The organism is Pseudomonas sp. PDNC002 (assembly GCF_016919445.1).
Taxonomy (GTDB): Bacteria; Pseudomonadota; Gammaproteobacteria; order Pseudomonadales; family Pseudomonadaceae; genus Pseudomonas.
Genome location: NZ_CP070356.1, coordinates 659,657 through 682,063 on the forward strand (window position 1 = coordinate 659,657; position 22,407 = coordinate 682,063).

General features: G+C 60.6%; 20 protein-coding genes and 1 tRNA gene. 17 read left to right on the forward strand and 4 right to left on the reverse strand.

What is annotated here, in order from left to right; all coding sequences use genetic code 11:
• Positions 1 to 150: 150 nt before the first annotated feature.
• From JVX91_RS03100 to JVX91_RS03110, 3 genes are all read right to left on the reverse strand, one after another.
• On the reverse strand, positions 151 to 345 hold the full coding sequence (locus JVX91_RS03100; protein WP_205337982.1) for a hypothetical protein: 195 nt from the start codon (positions 343 to 345) through the stop codon (positions 151 to 153).
• A gap of 122 nt (positions 346 to 467) precedes the next feature.
• Positions 468 to 1,382 carry a hypothetical protein gene (locus JVX91_RS03105; protein ID WP_205337983.1) on the reverse strand — a complete coding sequence of 305 codons (915 nt, stop codon included), beginning with the start codon at positions 1,380 to 1,382 and terminating at the stop codon, positions 468 to 470.
• Positions 1,383 to 1,434: 52 nt separating this feature from the next.
• Positions 1,435 to 1,989, reverse strand: a complete 555-nt coding sequence (locus tag JVX91_RS03110) for a hypothetical protein (RefSeq protein ID WP_205337984.1) — start codon at positions 1,987 to 1,989, stop codon at positions 1,435 to 1,437.
• A gap of 578 nt (positions 1,990 to 2,567) precedes the next feature.
• Between JVX91_RS03110 and JVX91_RS03115 the strand changes: the two genes are divergently transcribed.
• Both JVX91_RS03115 and JVX91_RS03120 read left to right on the forward strand, forming a co-directional pair.
• Positions 2,568 to 2,771 carry a DUF4224 domain-containing protein gene (locus JVX91_RS03115; RefSeq protein ID WP_205337985.1) on the forward strand — a complete coding sequence of 68 codons (204 nt, stop codon included), beginning with the start codon at positions 2,568 to 2,570 and terminating at the stop codon, positions 2,769 to 2,771.
• A gap of 430 nt (positions 2,772 to 3,201) precedes the next feature.
• A complete protein-coding gene (locus tag JVX91_RS03120; RefSeq protein ID WP_205337986.1) occupies positions 3,202 to 5,532 on the forward strand; it encodes an LTA synthase family protein in 2,331 nt (776 codons plus the stop codon).
• Between the two features lie 91 nt (positions 5,533 to 5,623).
• Here JVX91_RS03120 and JVX91_RS03125 read toward each other — a convergent pair whose 3' ends face one another.
• The gene (locus JVX91_RS03125; RefSeq protein WP_205337987.1) at positions 5,624 to 6,382 is read right to left on the reverse strand and encodes a hypothetical protein; all 759 of its coding nucleotides are present in this window, start codon (positions 6,380 to 6,382) and stop codon (positions 5,624 to 5,626) included.
• Positions 6,383 to 6,621: 239 nt separating this feature from the next.
• Between JVX91_RS03125 and JVX91_RS03130 the strand changes: the two genes are divergently transcribed.
• The 15 genes from JVX91_RS03130 (at position 6,622) to JVX91_RS03200 (ending at position 22,406) form a co-directional block, all read left to right on the forward strand.
• Positions 6,622 to 7,653 (forward strand): FkbM family methyltransferase, encoded by a 1,032-nt coding sequence (locus tag JVX91_RS03130; RefSeq protein ID WP_205337988.1) that lies wholly within the window; start codon positions 6,622 to 6,624, stop codon positions 7,651 to 7,653.
• Positions 7,654 to 7,996: 343 nt separating this feature from the next.
• Positions 7,997 to 8,770, forward strand: coding sequence for an ABC transporter ATP-binding protein (locus tag JVX91_RS03135; protein ID WP_205337989.1), 774 nt, complete (start codon positions 7,997 to 7,999; stop codon positions 8,768 to 8,770).
• Positions 8,771 to 8,784: 14 nt separating this feature from the next.
• Positions 8,785 to 9,537: an ABC transporter substrate-binding protein gene (locus JVX91_RS03140; RefSeq protein WP_205337990.1), complete on the forward strand. Its 753-nt coding sequence runs from the start codon at positions 8,785 to 8,787 to the stop codon at positions 9,535 to 9,537.
• Positions 9,538 to 9,592: 55 nt separating this feature from the next.
• On the forward strand, positions 9,593 to 10,288 hold the full coding sequence (locus JVX91_RS03145) for an ABC transporter permease (RefSeq protein ID WP_205337991.1): 696 nt from the start codon (positions 9,593 to 9,595) through the stop codon (positions 10,286 to 10,288).
• Positions 10,285 to 10,977 (forward strand): ABC transporter permease, encoded by a 693-nt coding sequence (locus JVX91_RS03150; protein ID WP_205337992.1) that lies wholly within the window; start codon positions 10,285 to 10,287, stop codon positions 10,975 to 10,977. The genes JVX91_RS03145 and JVX91_RS03150 overlap by 4 nt, the downstream gene beginning before the upstream one ends.
• Positions 10,978 to 11,044: 67 nt before the next feature.
• A complete protein-coding gene (locus JVX91_RS03155) occupies positions 11,045 to 12,268 on the forward strand; it encodes a methyltransferase (RefSeq protein WP_240201693.1) in 1,224 nt (407 codons plus the stop codon).
• 389 nt (positions 12,269 to 12,657) lie between these two features.
• Positions 12,658 to 13,131 (forward strand): MarR family transcriptional regulator, encoded by a 474-nt coding sequence (locus JVX91_RS03160; protein ID WP_205337993.1) that lies wholly within the window; start codon positions 12,658 to 12,660, stop codon positions 13,129 to 13,131.
• Positions 13,128 to 14,615: an efflux transporter outer membrane subunit gene (locus JVX91_RS03165; protein WP_205337994.1), complete on the forward strand. Its 1,488-nt coding sequence runs from the start codon at positions 13,128 to 13,130 to the stop codon at positions 14,613 to 14,615. Before JVX91_RS03160 ends, JVX91_RS03165 begins: the two co-directional genes overlap by 4 nt.
• Before the next feature lie 13 nt (positions 14,616 to 14,628).
• Complete coding sequence (locus JVX91_RS03170) at positions 14,629 to 15,813, forward strand: efflux RND transporter periplasmic adaptor subunit (RefSeq protein ID WP_205337995.1); 1,185 nt, start codon at positions 14,629 to 14,631, stop codon at positions 15,811 to 15,813.
• 13 nt (positions 15,814 to 15,826) lie between these two features.
• On the forward strand, positions 15,827 to 17,365 hold the full coding sequence (locus JVX91_RS03175; protein ID WP_205337996.1) for a DHA2 family efflux MFS transporter permease subunit: 1,539 nt from the start codon (positions 15,827 to 15,829) through the stop codon (positions 17,363 to 17,365).
• Positions 17,366 to 17,438: 73 nt separating this feature from the next.
• A tRNA-Thr gene (locus JVX91_RS03180) sits at positions 17,439 to 17,514 on the forward strand.
• Between the two features lie 353 nt (positions 17,515 to 17,867).
• Positions 17,868 to 19,301, forward strand: coding sequence for a mannose-1-phosphate guanylyltransferase/mannose-6-phosphate isomerase (locus JVX91_RS03185; protein ID WP_205337997.1), 1,434 nt, complete (start codon positions 17,868 to 17,870; stop codon positions 19,299 to 19,301).
• A gap of 113 nt (positions 19,302 to 19,414) precedes the next feature.
• On the forward strand, positions 19,415 to 20,209 hold the full coding sequence (locus tag JVX91_RS03190; RefSeq protein WP_205337998.1) for an ABC transporter permease: 795 nt from the start codon (positions 19,415 to 19,417) through the stop codon (positions 20,207 to 20,209).
• Positions 20,209 to 21,432, forward strand: coding sequence for an ABC transporter ATP-binding protein (locus JVX91_RS03195; protein ID WP_205337999.1), 1,224 nt, complete (start codon positions 20,209 to 20,211; stop codon positions 21,430 to 21,432). The genes JVX91_RS03190 and JVX91_RS03195 overlap by 1 nt, the downstream gene beginning before the upstream one ends.
• Complete coding sequence (locus JVX91_RS03200; protein WP_205338000.1) at positions 21,429 to 22,406, forward strand: FkbM family methyltransferase; 978 nt, start codon at positions 21,429 to 21,431, stop codon at positions 22,404 to 22,406. Before JVX91_RS03195 ends, JVX91_RS03200 begins: the two co-directional genes overlap by 4 nt.
• Position 22,407: the final 1 nt, after the last annotated feature.

The following is a 22,407-nucleotide window of genomic DNA, read 5'->3' on the forward strand; positions in this document are numbered from 1 at the left end:
TCACCTCTAGGAGAAGGCCAGCGATGGTAAGTCGGCCATGGCAACCTCCTGGGCAGAGGATTCAGCGTAGGCCACCAGAGAGTTGCCCAGCACTGGCAAACCGGGCAACCGTTCAGTGGAGGGCGCATGTGATGATAAGAAGGTACCGCTTTAGCTGGTCGCCGTTGCCTTCCGAATCTCCTCAGCGATGATTGCGGTATCCGCCAAATCGCCTTTAACAGACATGACAGCAGCGTCTAGTGCGTCGATTTTGTCTGTGGCCACCTTAAGCTGTTTTTGGAGGTCCTTTACTTGGTAGTTCCCGTACACGATCAGTGCTACCAGTATGCCCATGATGAAACTCATAACACCTCCCTGTTTCGTAGTGGTTGCAAGAGTTCTTAGCCTTTGAGGCTAGCGAAAGCAAAGTGTAGGGCCTCAGGGGAGTGGGGCCAGAAACGAAAAGCCCCGCGGTGCGGGGCTAATTGTCAGTATACCTTGGTAACAAGGACTGCCTTGGGGACTAATGCTCCCTTGTTTGGGTCCTGCGTGTAAGTGACTGTTATATCTGCCTGAATGAACTGTTGCGATGTCGCTTTAGAGTAGTCCACACCACTGGCAAAGGACAAGGCAAGCTTCTTGTTGTTCGCAATGGACTGAATGCGAGCAACCCACCCAGAATGGTCGCTGTCACGATTCAGGGTTCTGATATCAATGGCAACATTCTGATAGCTGATGTCTTGATCACTGGCACTGAAGTCGATGCTATCAGGAGCGTCGCGGACGGCCTCTTTGCTGATCTTGAGATCACTGCTGGAGTCCTCCCCGGCATAGATCGCACCGCCATTCTGACCAGAGGCCGGCTTTACGAAATCAAGCGCCGCAGAAGCGATTTTCTTCCTGTCTCTTGAGAGGGCGGCATTTACAGCAGCTTCAAGTTGCTGCGGGGTGACATTGTAAAGGTCCTGCCCTGCAACCATGACCACGCTGTTATTCGCGCTAATAGATGGTGCGTTGGCCCCAGAAACCCTATCAACCAGAGCGATGGCGCTAGAGGCAACGACTACGAAGGCCGCAGCAGCAACACCACCAATGATCGTATAGCGAAGTCCTTTGCCCATTTTCGTAGTCTTCAGCCAGTCCTCGAATTTCTTCCTTTCTTCAGCCGTTAGAAATTTTAACGCTAATTCCAGGTATTCCTTAAGGCTTCCCGATTCAATTTTCGAGACCTTAAGGGAGCACGAATCCACCTTCGCGCCACTGATGGCCGTGAAAAACGCAGGGATACCGAGACTCATTCGATCAAGGGCGGAGAGAGCCTTGATTACATCTGGGATAGGTACTGGCTTCTTGGTGTCGTAGTAGAAGGCCAGCGGGAGGCTGACCTCCAAGTCGGTCGTCACTGCTCGTTTCCTTGTTCAGTTCGTTCAATCACGTTCTTTGCTATGCCGAAGTCTACTGTCCCATAATTCTGCGGTACTCCTGCTGGTACTGCTCGTAGGGGATCGACTTTTTCGCTAGCTCATCCAACTGCTGCTGTTGCCACTGTGCGCGAGACATTTCGCCGGTGGGCACGGAGGTTAGCTGGTTTGAGGCAGGTGCTAACGGCTCAGCAGAAGCAGCTTGAGCGCCGGCCGCTGAGACCTTCTTATTAAAGTCGACGGCCGAGGCCCAAGAGTCAGGCACGCATCCAAAAATATTGTTGCACCACAACTCAACTCTGATCTCGTAGCCTCCGCTGGGAATGGGCTCTTTGATCACGCGGGCAGCAAGAGCTGGTGAGTTAGGAAGGGGGTTGTACGTTTCGATGAAATCATCGTTGTAGGTCTGGATTTTGAACCCGGCGTTTCGCAGCACCCAGTTCCGGGCTGCTGACCATTTGAGTTCACAATCTCGAGCTTCGTGGCACTGCGGTACCGTGCGCAAGAACTCGCCTTTCAGGGCGCTGGATTGATTGTTGGCGCAGCCGCTGAGAATGGCCGCAAAAATGATGAGCACTGCTATACGCACGCTGACCTCCTTGTCGTCTCTGCAGTCATATTGCCACTACACCCCAGGCAGCGCTACGGCCGATCAAGGATCATGAGCACCAGGCTCAACAGATCTGCGCATGAAAATAGGTGGCGCGCCAGATCTCAGGAGTCTCACTTCAGGATATATACCGGTTTTCCGTACCCAGGTGATGCCGTCCTTCGTTTTGGCGCAGGCGGTTTAGAAATGTGCCTAGCCGCTAGCGCGGATTCCCATAATTGGAGAACCCACTCCTCGTATGCGTCTACGTTGTAGTACCAGCTACGATTGAACTTCACCATCAAATGCTCTGGTATGAGCTTTTTGCACCTGCGAGAGGCCAAGGCCTTCTTGGTTATCCCAAGATATTCCGCCATTTGCCACTCAGGCAGCATCGGGGGCTGGTGTGGCCGACCTTCTAGAATCTCCACGATTTCGCCGACGGTTGTCGTCAACGCGTTCAACTGTTCGTGGAGCTTCCTGGCCGCAACGGCTAACGGTTCTCTTGAAGACATGCGCAAATCCCCAGTTCACTGTCCCTCCGGTGTAGCACGATACCGAAGCGATGGGAGGAGCTTATGCCAATCGAATTTCTGACCCACGAGGAGGTATGCGAGCTCACCGGCGCTAGAACCAAGTCCGGCCAAATGCGCGTCTTGAAGCAGAACGGGATCAGGCACACCATCAAAATGAATGGGTGGCCCGCGGTGACCACTCACGCCGTAACAGGCGAGAGCAGCAAAGATCCAGCTGTGATCCCGTGGAAACCCAACAAGGCGTAATAATCACCCAGGAAGAGCGGCTGGATATCGCGAATAGCTGGTGTCCCGGAGAGGGGTCGAACCTGCCGCCTTGCACCCCATACAAGGTGTCACCCGCACAAATGTGAGTAGATTTGTGAGTAGATTACTGATAGCAGATAGCAAAGCCCTTGCAGAGCAATGCTTGTATGGAAAAGTTTGATTCCGTCCCTGGCACCAAGCCTTCCGAAAAGCCCCTGAAATCGCGAGATTTCAGGGGCTTTTTCATTTCTGATCCACACAAGTCACTCCCCCGAGGCGGGCATCTCGCACGAATCGTGTCGAATATTTGCCGACCTCCGCTGTCTACTAGCGCATAGCACGCCGATCTTTCAGAATCATTACACACCGGACGATTTTCACTCTTCAGTGAGATACCCTCTGGAATTCGATGTTTCGTAGCGGAGTCACTGTGCGCAAACTCATTAGTTGGTGGAATTCACGGGGCAACCTGGTTTCCCTGTCTGCCCTCTTCCTGCTGATCCCGCTGATCGGCCGCTACAGCCTGGGCTGGGGCACGCCGCTCGGCTATCTGTCCGATCTGGCCCTGGGCACGCTGCTCGTCATTGCCCTGCACAATCGACGACTATTCATTGCCATCCCGGTGATGCTGGTCTGGGCGCTGTCGGTCATCGGCACAGCCGAACTGGTCAGCGCCGTGGGCCGCATGCCCGCGCCGGAGGACCTGCACTTCCTCGCCGACCCCACTTTCGTCGCCAACTCCACCGAGGGCGGCGGCCTCAATCACCTGCACCTGGCGATCGTCGTCGGTGCTGCCATCCTCGCCTGCGCCCTGCTCTGGCGCCGCCGGGAAAAACCCCTGACGCGCTACGCCTACGTACTGCCGGCAGCACTGCTGGCTGGCCATTTCGGCGTGCAGTATTTCCAGCCCAGCGACGCGGAGATGTGGAAGCAATTCAACCTGCCGCACCAGCTCGTTTCCCGCGTGATCACCAGCGGCGAAATCGCCTACGCAGACTGGCGTGACGGCGATCGACCGGACCTCCAGCCGGACGTTACCGGCCTGACCCAGCACGATCTCAGCGGCGCCTCCCTGCTGGCGGGCCGCGGCCAGGCGAAGAACGTTCTGATCATCGCGATGGAAGGTATTCCCGGCGCCTATGTCGCCACCAATCGCGCGGCATTGAGCAGCAGCTACGAAGAATCGATGATGCCCAAGCTCAGCACCTGGGCCGAGCGGGCGATGACCACGCCGGACTACGTGGTGCACAGCCACCAGACCATCCGTGGCCTGTACGCGATGCTCTGCGGCGACTACAGCAAGCTGGACAACGGCACCCCGAAAGGCGTCGAACTGCTGGGCAACCCGACCCGCGCCGCCGAATGCCTGCCGGCGCAACTGCACCAGGCAGGCTTCAGCACCCACTTCCTGCAAGGCGCCGGTCTGCGCTTCATGGCGAAGGACAAGGTCATGCCCGCCATGGGCTTCGACAAGACCCTGGGCCGCGACTGGTTCAAGAAGAAGCCCTACCTGGAATTCGCCTGGGGCATGGACGACAAGGCCTTCTTCGAGGGAGCGCTGGACTATGTCGGCCAGCTGCGCCAGAAGAAGCAGCCGTGGATGCTGACCCTGCTCACCGTCGGCACCCACCAGCCCTACTCCGCTACCCCGGAATACCTGGCCAAGTACCCGACGCCGCGCCAGGCCGCGGTCGCCTACCTGGATGATGCGGTCGATGCGTTCCTCAAGGGCCTTGAAGAGAAAGGCGTCCTGAAGGACACCCTGGTGATCGTCACCTCCGACGAATCCCACGGCATCGACAACGTGCGCCTTGCCTCGGCGTGGGGCCTGAATCTGGTGCTCGCACCGGAACAGGCCGCGCTGCCACCGGTGAAGGCCGGCGTCTACGGCCACGTCGACCTGGAATCCTCGGTCCTCGATTACTTCGCCATCAAGGCGCCGCAGGATATCGCCGGCCGCTCGCTGTTCCGCGAATACAGCACCGGCCGAGAGATGGTGTCCTTCACCAACGGCATGCAGCGCTATCACGACGGCAAGGGCAACTTCACCGAGTGCGATTTCCAGCAGGTCTGCCGGCGCTACAAGAGTGACGGCTTCATCGCCGACACTGCCAAGTTCGAAGGTCGCTTCAGTGGCCGCGATGCGCGCCTGATGACCGCCCGCGCAGATATTCTCGACCAGTCGGTGACCAAGGCGCAGTCGGCCCGCGAATATCAGTTCGCGACCAAGGAGCGCATCCGCCTGAAGCCGCAGATCGAAAACGAGTACACCGACAACCTGATCGGCGCGCAGTACCTGGAGTTCCCGGCCAACACCCACACCACCGTGCGTCTGAAGATCCGTGCGATCCAGATGGACGCCAATGGGGCGAAAGTGACGCTCAAGACGCGCTCCTTCGAGAAACCGGTGCCCATCGAGATGCCGGAATTCCCGCTGGTGAAACGCAACCAGCCTCTGGAAGTGACCTTCGGCTTCGACAACGAGGAGGCGCGCAAGGCCTTCTCGTTCCACCTGCTGGCCGAAGGCAAGGGGATCATCGAGATCACCGACTTCCACGTGCTCACGCAGCCGCGCAAATCGACGATCAATGCCAGTGAAGCGGGAGGCAAGGCGCTGGCCGAGGCCAAGCCGCTACCGATCCCGCGCCTGTCCGGCCATCCCAACCTGATGGCCAGCCAACCGGCGGACTCCCAGGACGACATCACCCCGGCCGACGTCATCGAAGACCCGAACCCGCAATTGCGGCAGATGATGCAGTAACCGCAAGCAGGTTCAGCCCGTCAATGAAAAGCCCCTGAAACCTTCCGATTTCAGGGGCTTTTTCATTGAAGCCCAGTCAGCCAGAGCTTTCTCAGACAACCTGAGCGCTAGGCCTGCCTTCCAAATGCTTACCGATCTTGTAGAGCCGCTCCGCAGAGCACGCGAGGGACCGAAGCTCGTGGTACCGCTCCTTCGTCCCCGCCTGACTGCCGAAACCACCTGATAGACGCCATTCTTCCGGCTCCCTGCCCAACAAGGTCCGGTAGGCCTCCACTACAAATTCCTCATACTTACGCATTTCCAGCAGGTGCGACCAATCCTCGACCTTCTTCGCACGCGTGGAGATCAACCATCCGTCTTCGATGGCGAAGCCCGTATCCTGCAATCCGACGGCAGTCAGATAAACGCGCAGAGTGACTTCGGTAAAGCCGTTGAAATGCCAGTCTCCGGGATGAACCTGATTTCCGAACAGGCACATCTTCCAGTTATGGATCGTCTCGAAATCATTGGCCTTACGCATGATGTCGATGATCCCGAATATCCAGGAAGTCTGAACGAACAACTCACCGTCGGGGCGCAGAAGCGAGGCCCAATCGAACAGCGCAGTCATGGTATGGGCTCGCGGAATGTGCTCGAGCACATCCTTGGCATGCACTTCGATGAAGTGATTGCGCGGCAGTGCATACAGATCGTTGTCCTCAACCAGGATGTCCGGGTTGCACGCCGGATCGCAATCCAGGTTCAGGTATCCCTCAAGCTTGTTATGCCCGCAGCCAATGTTGATCTTTGCCCCGAAGGCATCTGAGCTACGCTCACTCCTTCCGATTAGAGATCGGATATTGGAAATCATCTTGCGCCCCCCTGTGCATTGAGCTTACGTTTTGCTCGATTGACCTTAGACCAATTCCAGGCTTTCACCTCAACTACGATCTTGCGTTCCAGCCATCGGACGAATGGACGGAAAAATAGACAGCCTCCCTCCCTGCTTGCACCATGCGTAAAACCTGACAACTAACGTGCAGTCCGCTTCATTCAGCAATCGATCTACCTGTTGTTATCGCCCGTCGAACAAAGGAAGAGCATCGACCCATGAAGACGCTTCTGAACAAGCTGTTGGCAAGACCAGAAATCAATCCACAGACAGCACCTGCCCCCCCGAGTCGCTCAGCTGCGGCCGTGGCCGCGCGGGATCAACTGGTCAATGACTTCTTCGGTGGATGGGAGCTGGAGGACATTGAAGTCCTGCAACGTTACAGATATGAAGGCGCCAGCAGTGCCGGACATGGCGAAATCCTCGACTGGTTGGGAATTCGGACCGACATCGATTTCCACGCCTGGCTTCCACGCCCCGCATCCGGCCCCTTGTCCATTCGCGACCTGCCAGTCCCGGACGATCAGGTTCACGCTGAAACCATCGAATACATAGGCCTCATCTGCAGCCTGGAGCGCGCTGCGCGATCCGGACATCACCGCTTCGTCGCCGTGGAGCTTGGCGCTTCCTATGCGCCCTGGGCAGTTGCTGCAGGGGTAATGGCGCTCCGCAAAGGATTCGGCGAAGTGAGCCTGGTCGCGGTAGAGGCGAACCGAAACTCTGTCCCCAAAATCACGAGGCACGCGAAGCTCAACGGTTTGCTGGACGTCAGCAACGTCGACTTGCGCGCCATCCATGGCGCTGTGCATGTGCGTGATGAGCCCGTTTACTTCCCCAAGATCGACACCAGTCACGACAACGGGGCGCAGCTGACACTCGAACCCGAGGCTCAGGACTATCGGGGACTGGCTTACGAATACGAGGAAGTGCCCGGCCTATCACTGCCGACCCTATGCGCCGATATCCCCCGCATCGACTTTCTGCACATGGACTTGCAAGGTGCCGAAGAAGCCCTGTTACAGGACGCGGACTTCCTGCGACTGCTGGATGAGCGCGTTACCACGCTGTTCATCGCCACCCAATCACGCCTGATCGAAGGCCTTGCCCTGAAGGCCCTCTCCGCCATGAATTGGCAGCTCTACCGGGAGCGCCCGACGGTTTATCAGCAGAACGACCGTACGCCTGACGTTAATGGCTGGACGCTACGTGACGGTGGACAGATCTGGTTCAACGACAAGCCACGGGGCTAGTCGTAGGCAACCCTGAGGCAGAAGCCACGGCACATTCCCCACGCCGGCGAAATTATCACCGCCCACCGGCGGCCGCGCAGGCCGCCGGTCTTTTCCCTGCTGGCGGAAGCTGGCACTATCCCGCCCCCGCGCCAACCGGCGATGCCCTCTTCCGGCCCGGCTAATTCAGCCCAGGCGACAACGCCGAGCGGCAATGCGACAACTTGCCACTATCGCCGACGACCGCGGCAGAAGGGCGCTTGGCGCACCTCGGAGCGCGTGTTAGCTTCCCCCTCGCCAGGATGGCCCCGATTCTGCAGTGACATGCTGCGAAAGCGTCCGAATAACAATAGAGGAGCCCCATATGGCCACGGCCATGCCCGCACTGGAAATCCGTAACCTGCACAAACGTTACGGAGACCTGGAGGTGCTCAAAGGCATTTCCCTGACCGCCCGCGACGGCGATGTGATTTCCATCCTCGGCTCCTCCGGTTCCGGTAAATCCACGTTCCTGCGCTGCATCAACCTGCTGGAAAACCCGCATCAGGGCCAGATTCTGGTCGCCGGCGAAGAGCTCAAGCTGAAGAAGTCGAAAGACGGATCGCTGGTCGCCGCCGACAACAAGCAGATCAACCGCATGCGCAGCGAGTTGGGCTTCGTCTTCCAGAACTTCAACCTCTGGCCGCACCTGAGCATCCTCGACAACATCATCGAGGCGCCGCGCCGTGTGCTGGGCAAGACCAAGGCCGAAGCCATCGAGATCGCCGAAGCGCTGCTGGCCAAGGTCGGCATCTCCGACAAGCGTCACAGCTATCCGGCCCAACTCTCCGGCGGTCAGCAGCAGCGCGCCGCCATCGCTCGCACCCTGGCGATGCAGCCCAAGGTGATCCTCTTCGACGAGCCGACTTCCGCGCTGGACCCGGAAATGGTCCAGGAAGTGCTTAACGTTATCCGCAAGCTCGCCGAGGAAGGCCGCACGATGTTGCTGGTCACCCACGAGATGAACTTTGCCCGCCAGGTTTCCAGCGAGGTGGTGTTCCTCCACCAGGGCCTGGTAGAAGAGCAGGGACCGCCGCAGCAGGTATTTGACAACCCGCAATCGGCACGCTGTAAACAATTCATGTCCAGCCACCGCTAACGGAGCATCACTGCATGAAGAACTATAAGAAGATCGTTCTGGCTATCGCGGCCACCCTGGCACTGGGGAGCAATGCCATCGCCGCGGACAAACTGCGCATCGGTACCGAAGGCGCCTACCCGCCCTTCAACGGCATCGACGCCAGCGGCCAGGTCGTCGGCTTCGACCTCGACATCGGCAAGGCGCTGTGCGCCAAGATGAAGACCGAGTGTGAAGTCGTGACCTCGGACTGGGACGGCATCATTCCGGCCCTGAACGCCAAGAAGTTCGACTTCATCGTCGCGTCCATGTCGATCACCGACGAGCGCAAGCAGGCGGTTGATTTCACCAATCCCTACTACACCAACAAGCTGCAGTTCGTGGCGCCCAAGTCCACCGACTTCAAGACCGACAAGGGCTACCTGAAAGGCAAGGTGATCGGTGCGCAGCGCGCGACCATCGCCGGTACCTGGCTTGAGGACAATATGTCCGATGTCGTCACCATCAAGCTGTACGACACCCAGGAAAACGCCTACCTCGACCTGTCCTCGGGCCGCCTCGACGGCGTGCTGGCCGACAAGTTCGTGCAGTACGACTGGCTGAAGAGCGACGCCGGCAAGGACTTCGAGTTCAAGGGCGAGCCGGTGTTCGACAATGACAAGATCGGCATCGCCGTGCGCAAGGGCGACCCGCTGCGTGAGAAGCTGAACGCCGCTCTGAAGGAAATCGTCGACGACGGTACCTACAAGAAGATCAACGACAAGTACTTCCCCTTCAGCATCTATTGATGCACGTGCCGCGTCGCCCCGCCGGGGCGGCGCGCGCCTTCAGGCGTGACTCCCCATGATTTTCGACCTGCACGGCTTCGGCGACCAGTTGATCGCCGGCACCTGGATGACGCTCAAGCTTTCGCTCGCCTCAGTCTGCGTGGGACTGGTCCTGGGCCTGCTGGGCGCCGTCGCCAAGACTTCGAAGAATGCCTTCCTGCGCATGCTCGGCGGCTTCTATACCACCGTGGTGCGAGGCATCCCCGAGACTCTCTGGGTACTGATGATCTACTTCGGTACCGTGACCGGGCTCAACGCCCTGGGCGGCCTGTTCGGGCATCCCGACCTCGCCCTCTCGCCCTTCGCCGCCGGGACCTGCGCACTGGGCCTGTGCTTTGGTGCCTACGCCACGGAAGTGTTCCGCGGCGCGCTGCTGGCAATCCCCAAGGGACACCGTGAAGCCGGCCAGGCGCTGGGACTGTCGGCCCCGCGCATCTTCTGGCGGGTCGTGCTGCCGCAGGTGTGGCGCGTGGCACTGCCGGGCCTGGGCAACCTCTACCTGATCCTGCTGAAGGACACCGCCCTGGTCTCGCTCATCAGCCTTGACGAAATCATGCGCAAGGCCGGCGTCGCTTCCAATGCGACCAAGGAGCCTTTCACCTTCTATATGGTTGCCGCACTGATCTATCTGGGTCTGACCATCTTCATCATGGCCGCCCTGCACTTCCTGGAACGCCGTGCCGGCCAGGGCTTCGTGAGGAATGAGCTATGACCGACATGGAACTGATCCTCAAGTGGCTGCCCAAAATGCTGCAGGGCGCACAGCTGACCCTGGAGCTGCTGGCCATCGCGGTGGTCGCCGGGCTGATCCTCGCGCTGCCGCTGGGCATTGCCCGCGCCTCCCGCCATTGGTACGTGCGCGCGGTGCCCTACACCTATGTCTTCTTCTTCCGCGGCACCCCGCTGCTGTTGCAGCTGGCACTGGTCTACTACGGCCTGGCGCAGTTCGAAGCGGTGCGCAAGAGTGTGCTCTGGCCCTATCTGCGTGACCCTTACTGGTGCGCACTGCTGACCATGACGCTGCACACCGCCGCCTACATCGCGGAAATCCTCCGGGGCGCCATCCATGCCATTCCGGTCGGCGAAGTGGAAGCTGCCCGTGCGCTGGGCATGTCGCGGCGCCAGGCGCTGTTCCACATCATCCTGCCGCGCGCCGCGCGCATCGCCCTGCCCGCTTACAGCAACGAGGTCATCCTCATGCTCAAGGCGAGCGCCGTGGTGTATACGGTGACGCTGTACGACCTGATGGGCATGTCGAAGACCATCGCCGCGCGTACCTACGAGTACATGCTGTTCTTCTGTTACGCCGGGGTCTTCTACCTGGTCATCACGCTGGTGCTGACTCGCATCTTCCGCCTGGTCGAACGCTGGCTGCGCGTCGACATGATGCAAGGCCGCTGACCGGCGGCCCCACTCGGCCACGGGGTCGCTATAATGCGCGCCCCGTGGTTTCTCCCCGCTCCGCATCGTGCAGTATTCCAACGACGCATCCCTGACCGACTCCGCTCTCCTTCAGCGCTTCCAGGCGCTGGACGGCTTCTTGCTGGAGCACCGATCGCTGTGGACTCCGAAGCCGTTCACGCAACTGGAACTGCCCTGGGAGAAAGACCTGCCCGAGCTGGCCGCGTGGCTGAGGCAACGCACGATCGAAGATGCCGATGCGGTGCACAATTCGCCCGAGCTGCTCCAGGCGCCAGCCCCCTTTCCCGACATCGCCGCTCGGGCCGCGGAGCTGTCGCTCATCGACGCCTTGCCCGCGCGCCCGCTGGGCAAATTACCGAATCAACTGACCGTCGATGTGCCAGGCCGCAAGTGGCAGCAGATCGAAGCGTTCGCCAGCTCCCTGAGCTTCGCGCAGCCTCCGCGTCAGTGGCTCGACTGGTGCGCCGGCAAGGGCCATCTGGGGCGCCTACTGGCGCGAGACGGCAAGCCGCTGTTGAGCCTGGATTTCGACCTGGCCCTGGTACAGGAAGGACAGCGCCTGAGCGATCGCCTGCACCTCGACGCCACGCATCGCCAGCAGGACGTCCTCGCGCCCGGCACAGGCGTGCACCTGAACGGTGAACACACCGCTATCGCCCTGCACGCCTGCGGCGATCTGCATGTTCGCCTGTTGCAACAGGCCAGCCAGCGCGGCTGCCGGCAACTGGCGATCGCGCCGTGCTGCTACAACCGCATCGATGGTGAAACCTACTCCCCGCTCTCGCATGCGGCCCGGTCCGCCAAACTCTCCCTGTCGAAGGAAGACCTGCGCCTGCCACTGATCGAAACCGTCACCGCTGGCGCCCGCGTGCGTCGGCAACGGGATGCATCGATGGCGCGGCGCCTGGCTTTCGATCTGCTGCAACGGACCATTCGCGGCAGCAACGACTACCTCTCGGTTCCGCCAGTGCCCCCGACCTGGCTCGCGAAGCCGTTTGCCGATTACTGCCGGGAGCTTGCTGCGCTCAAGGGCATCGAGGTGCCTGCGGCGACCGATTGGGCAGCCCTGGAAGCCGCCGGCTGGCAGCGCCTGGCCGAGGTCAGGAACCTCGAACTGGTGCGTGGCCTGTTCCGCAGGCCAATGGAGTTGTGGCTGCTCCTCGACCGCGCCCTGTTCCTCGCTGAACAGGGCTACAGCGTCTCGCTCGGCAGCTTCTGCCCGCCCCAGACGACGCCACGCAACCTGTTGTTGCTGGCCGAACGCACCTGAGACGGGCGTTCCAGAGATTCACCCACAGCACCTGTGGATAACTCTGTTCGTAACCCCGGAAAAAATCGCCATCCGCGTCCTTCCAGACCGCTTTCCAGCGAACTGATCACTTTTTGTACAGAATCAATAAATCCTTTAAATACATATAGTTAGACGATCATGTGACGGATCGCACAGCTCATATGCGATTTGCGCCCAAAAGTCGCGCCCATTGTGCATAAAAGGTCGCCGTCAGCGGCCAAAGCGGCCGCTGTATGTTCCCATTCAAGCTCCAATAGTGCTTCGTCGAACGGATTGTTGCGCATTCGCGACAATAGAGCCTTGTCAATCGCTGCCTAGGCAGTATCATTTCGAAACATTTCACTGCCTAAGCAGCTATCTGTTTTGACATGAATCACTACGACGTCGCGGACTTTCCGTTCAAAGGCTCCATCGGCCAGTTGCTGGGCGCCACCGCCATCCTCAAGGATCGCCTGCTGGACAAGCACCTGGCGCACCTGGACATCACCGCCGCGCAGTTCAAGGTGCTGTTCTTCATCGGCAACGACCGCGCCAACACACCAGCCGAGCTATGCCGCGAACTCTCCATCGATAGCGGCTCCATGACCCGCATGCTCGATCGCCTCTCGCGCAAGGACCTGCTGGTCCGCCAGCCCTGCCCCAATGATCGACGCAGCGTACGACTGAGCCTCAGCGACGCCGGTCAGGCAGTGAACGACGAGGCGCCGCGCATCGCTGCCGCCGCGATGAACGAACTGGTTGGCGGCCTCTCCAGCGAAGAGCTGCACACCCTCACCGGGTTGCTCGACAAGATCCTGAGCGCCCACGGCGCCGCGCCCAGTTGCGCGGCGCAGGAGAAATGACGATGAACCACCTTCGCATCGCCTTGCTGCCGGCTGCCGTGCTTGCCACCGTGCTGGGGCTGGCCGGCTGCGTGAGCTCTTCCGGACTCACCAGCAGCGGCAAGGCCGTCGACCCGGCGAGCCTGAAGGCTGGCGTCAGCCTCGACGGCGTACCGCTATCGCCCGCCACCTGGCCCAGCGAACGCTGGTGGACCAGCCTTGGCGACTCGCAACTCGACGGCCTGATCGACGAGGCCCTGCGCGGCACGCCGGACCTCGACATCGCCACCGCCCGAGCCCGCCAAGCCTCCGCCGCCGCCCAGGCGCAGGACGCCGAGCGCATGCCCAGCGTGAAAGGCACCGCCAGCTATGCCGGCATCCGCGCCCCGGAAAGCGTCCTGCCAGCCCCGACCGGCGGCCGCTATTCGGCGGTGAAGTACCTGTCGGCGAGCTTCAGTTACGACCTTGACCTCTGGGGCGGCCAGCGCGATGCCTGGGAAGCCGCCCTCGGCCAGGCCAACGCCGCCGAAGTCGACCGCCAGGCCGCGTCGATCACGCTTTCCACCAATGTCGCCCGCGCCTACAGCGAACTCGCCCACGCCTTCGTCGTGCGCGACCTGGCCCGCGACGAGCTGGATCGCTCCCAGCACCTTTTCCAGCTCAGCCAGAAGCGCATGGACGCGGGTCTCGACAGCAAGGTCCAGTTGCAACAGACGCAAACCCAGGTCGCCAGCGCCAAGCAACAGCTGGCCGCAGCGGAGCAGGACATCGCCAGCGATCGTATCGCGCTCGCCGTACTGCTCGGCCAAGGGCCCGACCGTGGCCTGGAGCTGCAGCGCCCGCAAGGGCTCAAGCCCGGCGCACTGGGCCTGCCATCCAATCTGCCGGCAGAGCTGTTGGGCCGTCGGCCGGATATCGTCGCCGCGCGCTGGCGAGTCGAGGCTGCCTCGAAGAGCATCGATTCGGCGAAGACCGAGTTCTATCCCAATCTTAACCTGGGGGCGATGGTCGGCCTGGCCGCCTTGCACACCAGCGATGTGCTGAAGGCACCGAGCCGCTTCTTCCAGATCGCTCCGGCGATTTCCTTGCCGATCTTCGACGGCGGCCGGCTGCGCGCAAACCTTGCCAGCAAGGATGCCGACTACGACCTGGCTGTCGCCCAGTACAACAAGACCCTGGTCAACGCCCTGGGCGAGGTTACCGATGATCTCGGCAAGCTGCGCTCGCTGGAACAGCAGATCGATGACCAGCGCGATGCCCGTGATATCGCCAAATCCAACTTCGACCTGGCCATGCGCCGATACGGCGAAGGCGTCGGCAACTACCTCGACGCCCTCAGCGTGCAGCAGCAACTGCTCGTCGCCGAGCGCCAACTGGCCGGCCTGGACGCCCAGCGCATCGATCTCTCGGTGCAACTGATCCAGGCCCTGGGCGGTGGCTACCAGCCCGACACCACTTCCACTCCAGCCCCGCTCGCCCAGGCGAACGCGGCCGCCGCGCATTGAACGAGGCACCGACATGAGCACCGCAACGCAAGAAACCCCCACCAGCAATCCCAAGCGCAAGCGCTGGTTGCTGATCCTGCTCGCCGTCGTCGTGCTGGCCGGCATCGCCGCCGCGGCTTGGGAATTCCTCTACGGCCGCTGGCACGAAGATACCGACGACGCCTACGTGAACGGCAACATCGTGCAGATCACTCCGCAGATCACCGGCACTGTGGTGAGCATCGGCGCCGATGACGGCGACCTGGTGCACAAGGGCCAGGTACTGGTGAAGTTCGACCCCAGCGATGCCGACATCGCCCTGCAACAGGCCGAAGCCAACCTCGCGCGCACCGTGCGCCAGGTGCGCGGCCTGTTCAGCAATGTCGATGGTTACAAGGCCGATGTGGCGGCGAAGAAAGTCGCACTGACCAAGGCCGAGGCGGACTTCAAGCGCCGCCAACACCTGGCCACCGACGGCGCCATTTCCCAGGAAGAACTGGCCCACGCCCGCGACGCCCTGGACACCGCGCGCAGCTCGCTGACCACCTCCGAGCAGCAACTGGACACCAACCGCGCCCTGGTGGACGACACCGTGATCGCTTCCCACCCCGATGTGAAAGCCGCCGCCGCCAAGCTGCGCCAGGCCTATCTGGATGATGCCCGCGCCGTGATCATCGCGCCGGTCACCGGCTACGTCGCCAAGCGCACCGTACAGGTCGGCCAGCGCGTGCAGCCGGGCGCCGCGCTGATGGCGGTGATCCCCCTGGACCAGGTGTGGATCGACGCCAACTTCAAGGAAACCCAGCTCAAGCACATGCGCATCGGCCAGCCGGTGGAGATCCGCTCGGACCTCTACGGCAGCGAAGTGAAGTACTCCGGCACCGTCGACAGCCTCGGCGTCGGCACCGGCAGCGCCTTCTCGCTGCTGCCGGCGCAGAACGCCACCGGCAACTGGATCAAGATCGTCCAGCGCGTGCCCGTGCGCATCCGCGTCAACGCCGAGGAGCTGGCGAAGAACCCGCTGCGTATCGGTCTGTCCATGGACGTCAACGTCAGCCTGCACGACCAGAGCGGTCCCGCCCTGGCCCAGCAGGCGCCGCATGAAGCGGTGTTCTCCACCGACATCTACCAGGAGCAACTGGCTTCCGCGGACCAGCTGATCGAGAAGCTGATCCAGGCCAACCTGGCCGACGCCAACCACCGTACCGCGCTGCGCTGATCCGGCCGCCGCCATGAGCCAGCAGAACAGCAGCAGTTTCAGCCCACCCAGCCTGGTGATGGCCACTATCGGCCTGTCGCTGGCGACCTTCATGCAGGTGCTGGACACCACCATCGCCAACGTCGCGCTGCCGACCATCTCCGGCAACCTCGGGGTGAGCTCCGAGCAGGGCACGTGGGTCATCACCTCCTTCGCAGTGAGCAACGCCATCGCCCTGCCGCTGACCGGTTGGCTCAGTCGAAAGGTCGGCGAGGTGCGGCTGTTCATCGCCGCCACGCTGCTCTTCGTGATCGCCTCGTTCCTCTGCGGCGTGGCGCAGCAGATGGGCATGCTGGTGGGCTTTCGCGCGCTGCAAGGTTTCGTCGCCGGGCCGCTCTATCCGATCACCCAGACCCTGCTGATCTCCATCTATCCACCGGCAAAACGGGGGATGGCACTGGCACTCCTGGCGATGGTCACGGTTGTTGCGCCCATTGCCGGACCCATCCTCGGCGGCTGGATCACCGACAGCTACAGCTGGCCGTGGATCTTCTTCATCAACGTGCCCATCGGCCTGTTCGCCGCCATGGTGGTCTACCAGCAATTGCGCGCCCGGCCCGTGGTGATCAAACACGCGCCGATGGACTACATGGGCCTGGCGATGCTGGTGATCGGCGTCGGCGCGCTGCAGATCGTGCTCGACAAGGGCAATGACCTGGACTGGTTCGAATCCAGCTTCATCATCGGCGGCACCGTGCTTGCGGTCATCGCCCTGGCGGTGTTCGTAATCTGGGAACTGACCGACCGGCACCCAATCGTCAATCTGCGACTGTTCGTGCACCGTAACTTCACCATCGGAACCCTGGCCCTGGTCGGCGGCTACGCAGGCTTCTTCGGCATGAACCTGCTGCTGCCGCAGTGGCTGCAGACCCAGATGGGTTACACCGCTACCTGGGCGGGCCTGGCGGCCGCTCCAATCGGCATCCTGCCGGTATTCCTGTCGCCGCTCGTCGGACGCTACGCGAACAATTTCGATCTTCGCCTGCTCGCCGGCCTCGCATTCCTGGCCATGGCGGCGACCTGTTTCATGCGCGCGGACTTCACCACCGACGTCGACTACACGCACATCGCCCTGGTGCAACTGTTCATGGGGCTGGGGGTGGCATTCTTCTTCATGCCGATCCTGAGCATCCTGCTCTCGGACCTGCCACCGGACCAGATCGCCGACGGCTCGGGCCTGGCGACTTTCCTGCGGACCCTGGCCGGCAGCTTCGCCGCGTCCCTGACGACCTGGATCTGGAACCGTCGCGCCACCATGCATCATGCCTACCTGACCGAGAACCTCAGCCAATACGACCCGGCCACCCGCGCTGCAGTCGAACAGCTGGGAGGCCCTGGCCAACACAGCGCCGCGCTGCTGGAGCGCATGGTGGAAAGCCAGGCCTACATGATCAGCACCATCGACTACTTCACCCTGCTGGGCTGGCTGTTCCTCGCCATGCTGGTGATCATCTGCCTGGCCAAGCCGCCCTTCGGCGCCAAGCCGGGCGCAGCCGCCGCTGGCGGGCACTGAGCAGGTACTGCATCACACTGTAAAATCAGAGGTTTACACCTCAAGCGGCGTCGCTATAATGGCCACCCTCCTTGCCGGTATAGCTCAGCTGGTAGAGCAACTGACTTGTAATCAGTAGGTCCCGGGTTCGACTCCTGGTGCCGGCACCATCAGACTCCAACACAAAGGCCCGCCTCGCAGCGGGCCTTTGTGTGTCTGCTCCCTCAAAAGTCAGCTCCAGCACCGTTGCTCCATCCGACGGCTGAAATTGACTTCCCTTCGCTTTGCAGTAACGCTGATTTCTTATACCGGTCTTACGCCGGTTGTCAGCTCGAGTGAACGAATCTACTGTCAGAAAGTCGAAACCCAGATGATGTGTGTGGGCCCGATTTCTATTCCCCAGATACTATGCGGCAAGCCGCTCATAAGGTAATTTTCGCACGCGCTGGCTAACCCGCCCTTTTCCAAGGTCCGGATTCTCTCTGCGTGGCTGTGTAGGACGAAACTTGCAAAGGACCTTTGATTGATGTTGATCCCAGTGATCATTTGTGGCGGCGCAGGAAGCCGGTTGTGGCCCGTTTCCCGTGAGGCCCACCCCAAGCCGTTCATGCCCCTTCCCGATGGGCAGAACCTGCTGCAGAAGACCTTGCTGCGTGCGCTCGCCCTGGGTGACATCTCCGAAGTAATGACAGTCACCAACCGTGAACTGTTCTTCAAGACCGAGGATGAGTACCGCGCCCTGAAAGCCAAGCCCGGCTGCTTGAGCTACGTCCTGGAGCCCTTCGGCCGAAACACCGCCGCCGCCGTCCTTTCGGCCGCACTGCAACTCGAACAGGCTCACGGGGCCGACGCCCTGATGCTGGTACTTCCGGCCGACCACCTGATCCAGCACACCGATGCATTCGCCGAAGCGGTCAGCAACGCTGCCAAGCTGGCCGCCGCGGGCTGGCTGGTCACCTTCGGCATCCAGCCGCAGTACCCCGAAACCGGCTTCGGCTACATAGAAAGCGACACCCAACCGCTGGATGGCGGACTGAAGGTCAAGCGTTTCGTCGAGAAGCCAAGCCTGGAAAAGGCGCAGGAATACCTGGCCGCCGGCAACTACTTCTGGAACTCGGGGATGTTCTGCTTCCGCGTAGGCACCCTGATCGAAGAAATGAAGGTCCTGGCACCCGAAGTCCATGAAGCCGTTGCCCGGACCATCGCCCAGTCGCGTCTCACCGAAGCGGCTGCGCATCGCTGCCTGTCCCTGGATGCCGACGTGTTTGCCCAGGTACCCGACATTTCCATCGACTATGCCTTGATGGAGCGCTCCTCCAAGGTTGCTACCGTGCCGTGCAATCTCGGCTGGAGCGACATCGGCTCGTGGAACGCCTTGAGCGAACTGACCGCAGAAGATGCTAACGGGAACCGCTGCGAAGGCGAGGTGCTCTCCCACGGCGCCCACAACAACTATGTGCACAGTCCTGAACGGCTGGCAGCGCTGGTTGGCGTGCAGAACCTGATCGTCGTCGACACCCCGGATGCCCTGCTGATTGCTCATAAAGAGCACACCCAGGACGTCAAACAGATCGTCGCCCAACTGAAGAAGAAGGGGCACAGCGCACATCTGCTGCATCGCACCGTGCACCGTCCCTGGGGTACCTATACCACCCTGGAAGAAGGACATCGCTTCAAGATCAAGCGCATCGTGGTCAAGCCGGGCGCTTCGCTTTCGCTACAGATGCACCATCACCGCAGCGAGCACTGGATCGTCGTGACCGGCATGGCACGGGTCGTCAACGGTGAAACCTGCATGATGCTCAACAGCAACGAATCGACCTTCATTCCAGCCGGCCACAGGCACCGCCTGGAGAACCCGGGCGTCATCGATCTGGTCCTCATCGAGGTGCAGAGCGGTGATTATCTGGGTGAGGATGATATCGTGCGCTTCGAAGACAACTACGGTCGCACATGAATCAGCGACGTTATGACCGTCGGTGATTAACGTTTCACCCTCTCCACGCATAGACTCGCCCCGCCGGAACAATCCTGCGGGGCGCATTTATGAGTAGAGCTTCTGGTATACCAATGTTCTCGAACCTGAAAGCCATCTATCAGTACCGCGGTTTCGTTCTGGGAAGCATCAAGCGCGAATTCCAGTCCCGTTACCGCCGCAGCATGCTTGGCGCGCTATGGCTGATTCTGCAGCCCTTGGCGATGATCCTGATCTATACGCTGGTCTTCTCGCAGATCATGCGCGCCAAGCTTCCCGGCGTCGACAATGCGTATGCATACAGCATCTACCTGTGCGCGGGCAGCCTCACGTGGGGCCTCTTCGCGGAGATGATCGGCCGGGCGCAGGGCGTGTTCATCGAAAACGCCAACATGCTGAAAAAGCTGAGCTTTCCGAGGATATGCCTGCCGGTCATCATCTCGTTATCCGCTTTGCTCAACTTCGCCATCATCTTTTCGATTTTCCTGCTGTTCCTGGTCGTGACGAACAGCTTCCCTGGCACGGTATTCATTGCCGTGCTCCCGCTGCTGATCCTGCAGACAGCGTTCGCTCTGGGACTGGGGATGGTCCTGGGTGTGCTGAACGTGTTCTTCCGTGATGTGGGCCAGTTCATGGGGATTTTTCTGCAGTTCTGGTTCTGGTTCACACCGATCGTCTATCCACTAGCGATCATCCCGTCGTGGGCCCACGAATACATGCTGATGAATCCGATGGCGGATATCGTGATCGCCTACCAGGCAGTTCTGGTCCAGCACCAATGGCCTGAGTGGCACACCCTCTGGCCCGTAGTAGCCATCAGCGTCGTCACACTCATGCTCGGGCTGTACCTGTTCCGTAAACATTCCGCAGACATGGTGGACGAGCTGTAATGGGCAGTATCCAAGTCAAGGGCCTGGGCAAGGCGTACAAGCAGTACCACTCGCGCTTCGACCGCCTCAAGGAATGGCTTTCTCCCACCTCGCGACCACATCACACGCTGAAATGGATTCTTCAGGACATCAATTTCAGCGTTAACCCGGGCGAGGCCGTCGGCATCATCGGCATCAACGGTGCCGGCAAGAGTACGCTGCTCAAGCTCATCACCGGCACGGCACACTGCACCACTGGCGAAGTCCGCATGACTGGCCGGGTAGCAGCGATGCTCGAGTTGGGCATGGGATTCCATCCGGAGTTCACGGGACGTCAGAACGTCTACATGGCGGGCCAGTTACTCGGCCTGAGCAATGAGCAGATCAGCGAGCTGATGCCCTCCATCGAGGATTTCGCCGAAATTGGCGAATACGTCGATCAGCCCGTGCGCGTGTATTCCAGCGGCATGCAGGTGCGACTCGCATTCGCCGTCGCAACCGCCATCCGCCCCGACATCCTCATCGTGGATGAGGCGTTGTCCGTGGGAGACGCCTATTTCCAGCACAAGAGTTTCGAGCGGATTCGTGAATTCCGTAAATCCGGAACGACGCTGCTGCTGGTATCTCACGACAAGCAGGCAATCCAGAGCATCTGTGACCGAGCCATTCTGTTGAACAAGGGCTCCATTGCACTCGAGGGTGATCCGGAATCGGTCATGGATTACTACAATGCCATGCTTGCCGACCGCCAGAACCAGCAGCTTCGCCAGGATCTCACCGAGGACGGCAGAGTCCAGACGATCTCGGGTACCGGCGAGGCGTCGGTGGAGGGCATCGAGCTCCTCGACCAGCAAGGCAACCGCATTGAGTTCGTGGATGTCGGCCAGGTCGTCACTTTGCGCGTTCAGGCGAAGGTCCACCGCCAAGTGGAGCGTCTGGTCCTGGGTTACGGCATCAAGGACCGTCTCGGCCAGGTCATGTACGGGACCAATACCGACCTGAAGAAGCAAGTCATCGAACATCCCGAGGTGGGCACCACCTACCAGTTCGATATAAGTTTCCCGGCCAATCTCGGGCAAGGCAGCTATTCGGTCCAGACAGCGTTAGTGAGCACCGATACGCATCTGGTCAACAACTATGAATGGCGCGATCTGGCCTTGGTATTCAATATCGTCAACATCAATAAAGAGCCTTTCGCCGGCTGCTCCTGGCTGGACCCAAGAATCGAGATTTCCCAGGTATGAAGTTCGTTTCCTTCGCGCAGAACTATGAAGATGTCATGTTGTGGCGTGCACTCAAACATGTCGAAAACGGCTTCTACGTAGATGTCGGCGCGTTCTCACCGGATCACGATTCCGTAACCAAAGCCTTCTACATGGCGGGCTGGTCAGGTATCAACATCGAGCCAAATCCGGCATTCGCGCTGCCTTACCAGGTCAACCGGCCGCGCGACATTCTGGTGACCGACGCGGTGTCCGACACCGCCGGTGAACAGGATATTTTCATCATTCCCAGCACCGGCCTGACGTCGATGGATCAGGAAGTCGCCGAGCATCATGCGGACGTTGGCTGGAAAGTGGAGCCCGTCAAGGTCCGCGTCCGGACACTCGCCGAGATACTGGAAGAGCACGCCCCGCAGCGAGATATCCACTTCCTGAAGATCGACGTGGAAGGCCTGGAAGAGAACGTCATTCGGGGTAACGACTGGGATCGCTTTCGCCCTTGGTTACTGGTAGTCGAAGCGACATTCCCCATGAGCCAGATCGAGTCCCATGCCGACTGGGAGCCATTGGTTCTGAGCGCCGGGTACCAGTTCGTCTATGCCGACGGCCTCAATCGCTTCTACGTCGCAGACAACCATCCGGAGCTCAAAGCGGCCTTCAAGTACCCGCCGAATGTATTCGACAACTTCGTCCGCTACGAACTTGTCGCGGAGCAGGAACGAGCCGACCGCACCCAGGAAGAAGTGCTCAGCCTGAGTCAGGGCATCGATCAGATGCGCGGCGAAGCTGGTTTGCTCAACGAACGCATCGAGATCTTGAATGCGCAGTTGGCGCACACCCGCGCTGAACTCAAGAGCAGCCAGTCAGAGCGCACGGTACTGGACACTCAGCGCCAGACCCTTTCTGACCAGTTACACGCAGTGATCCACTCAAGATCCTGGCGAATCACGCGCCCCTTACGCGCTATTACGAACTTGCTCGGCCAGCGCCATTGAA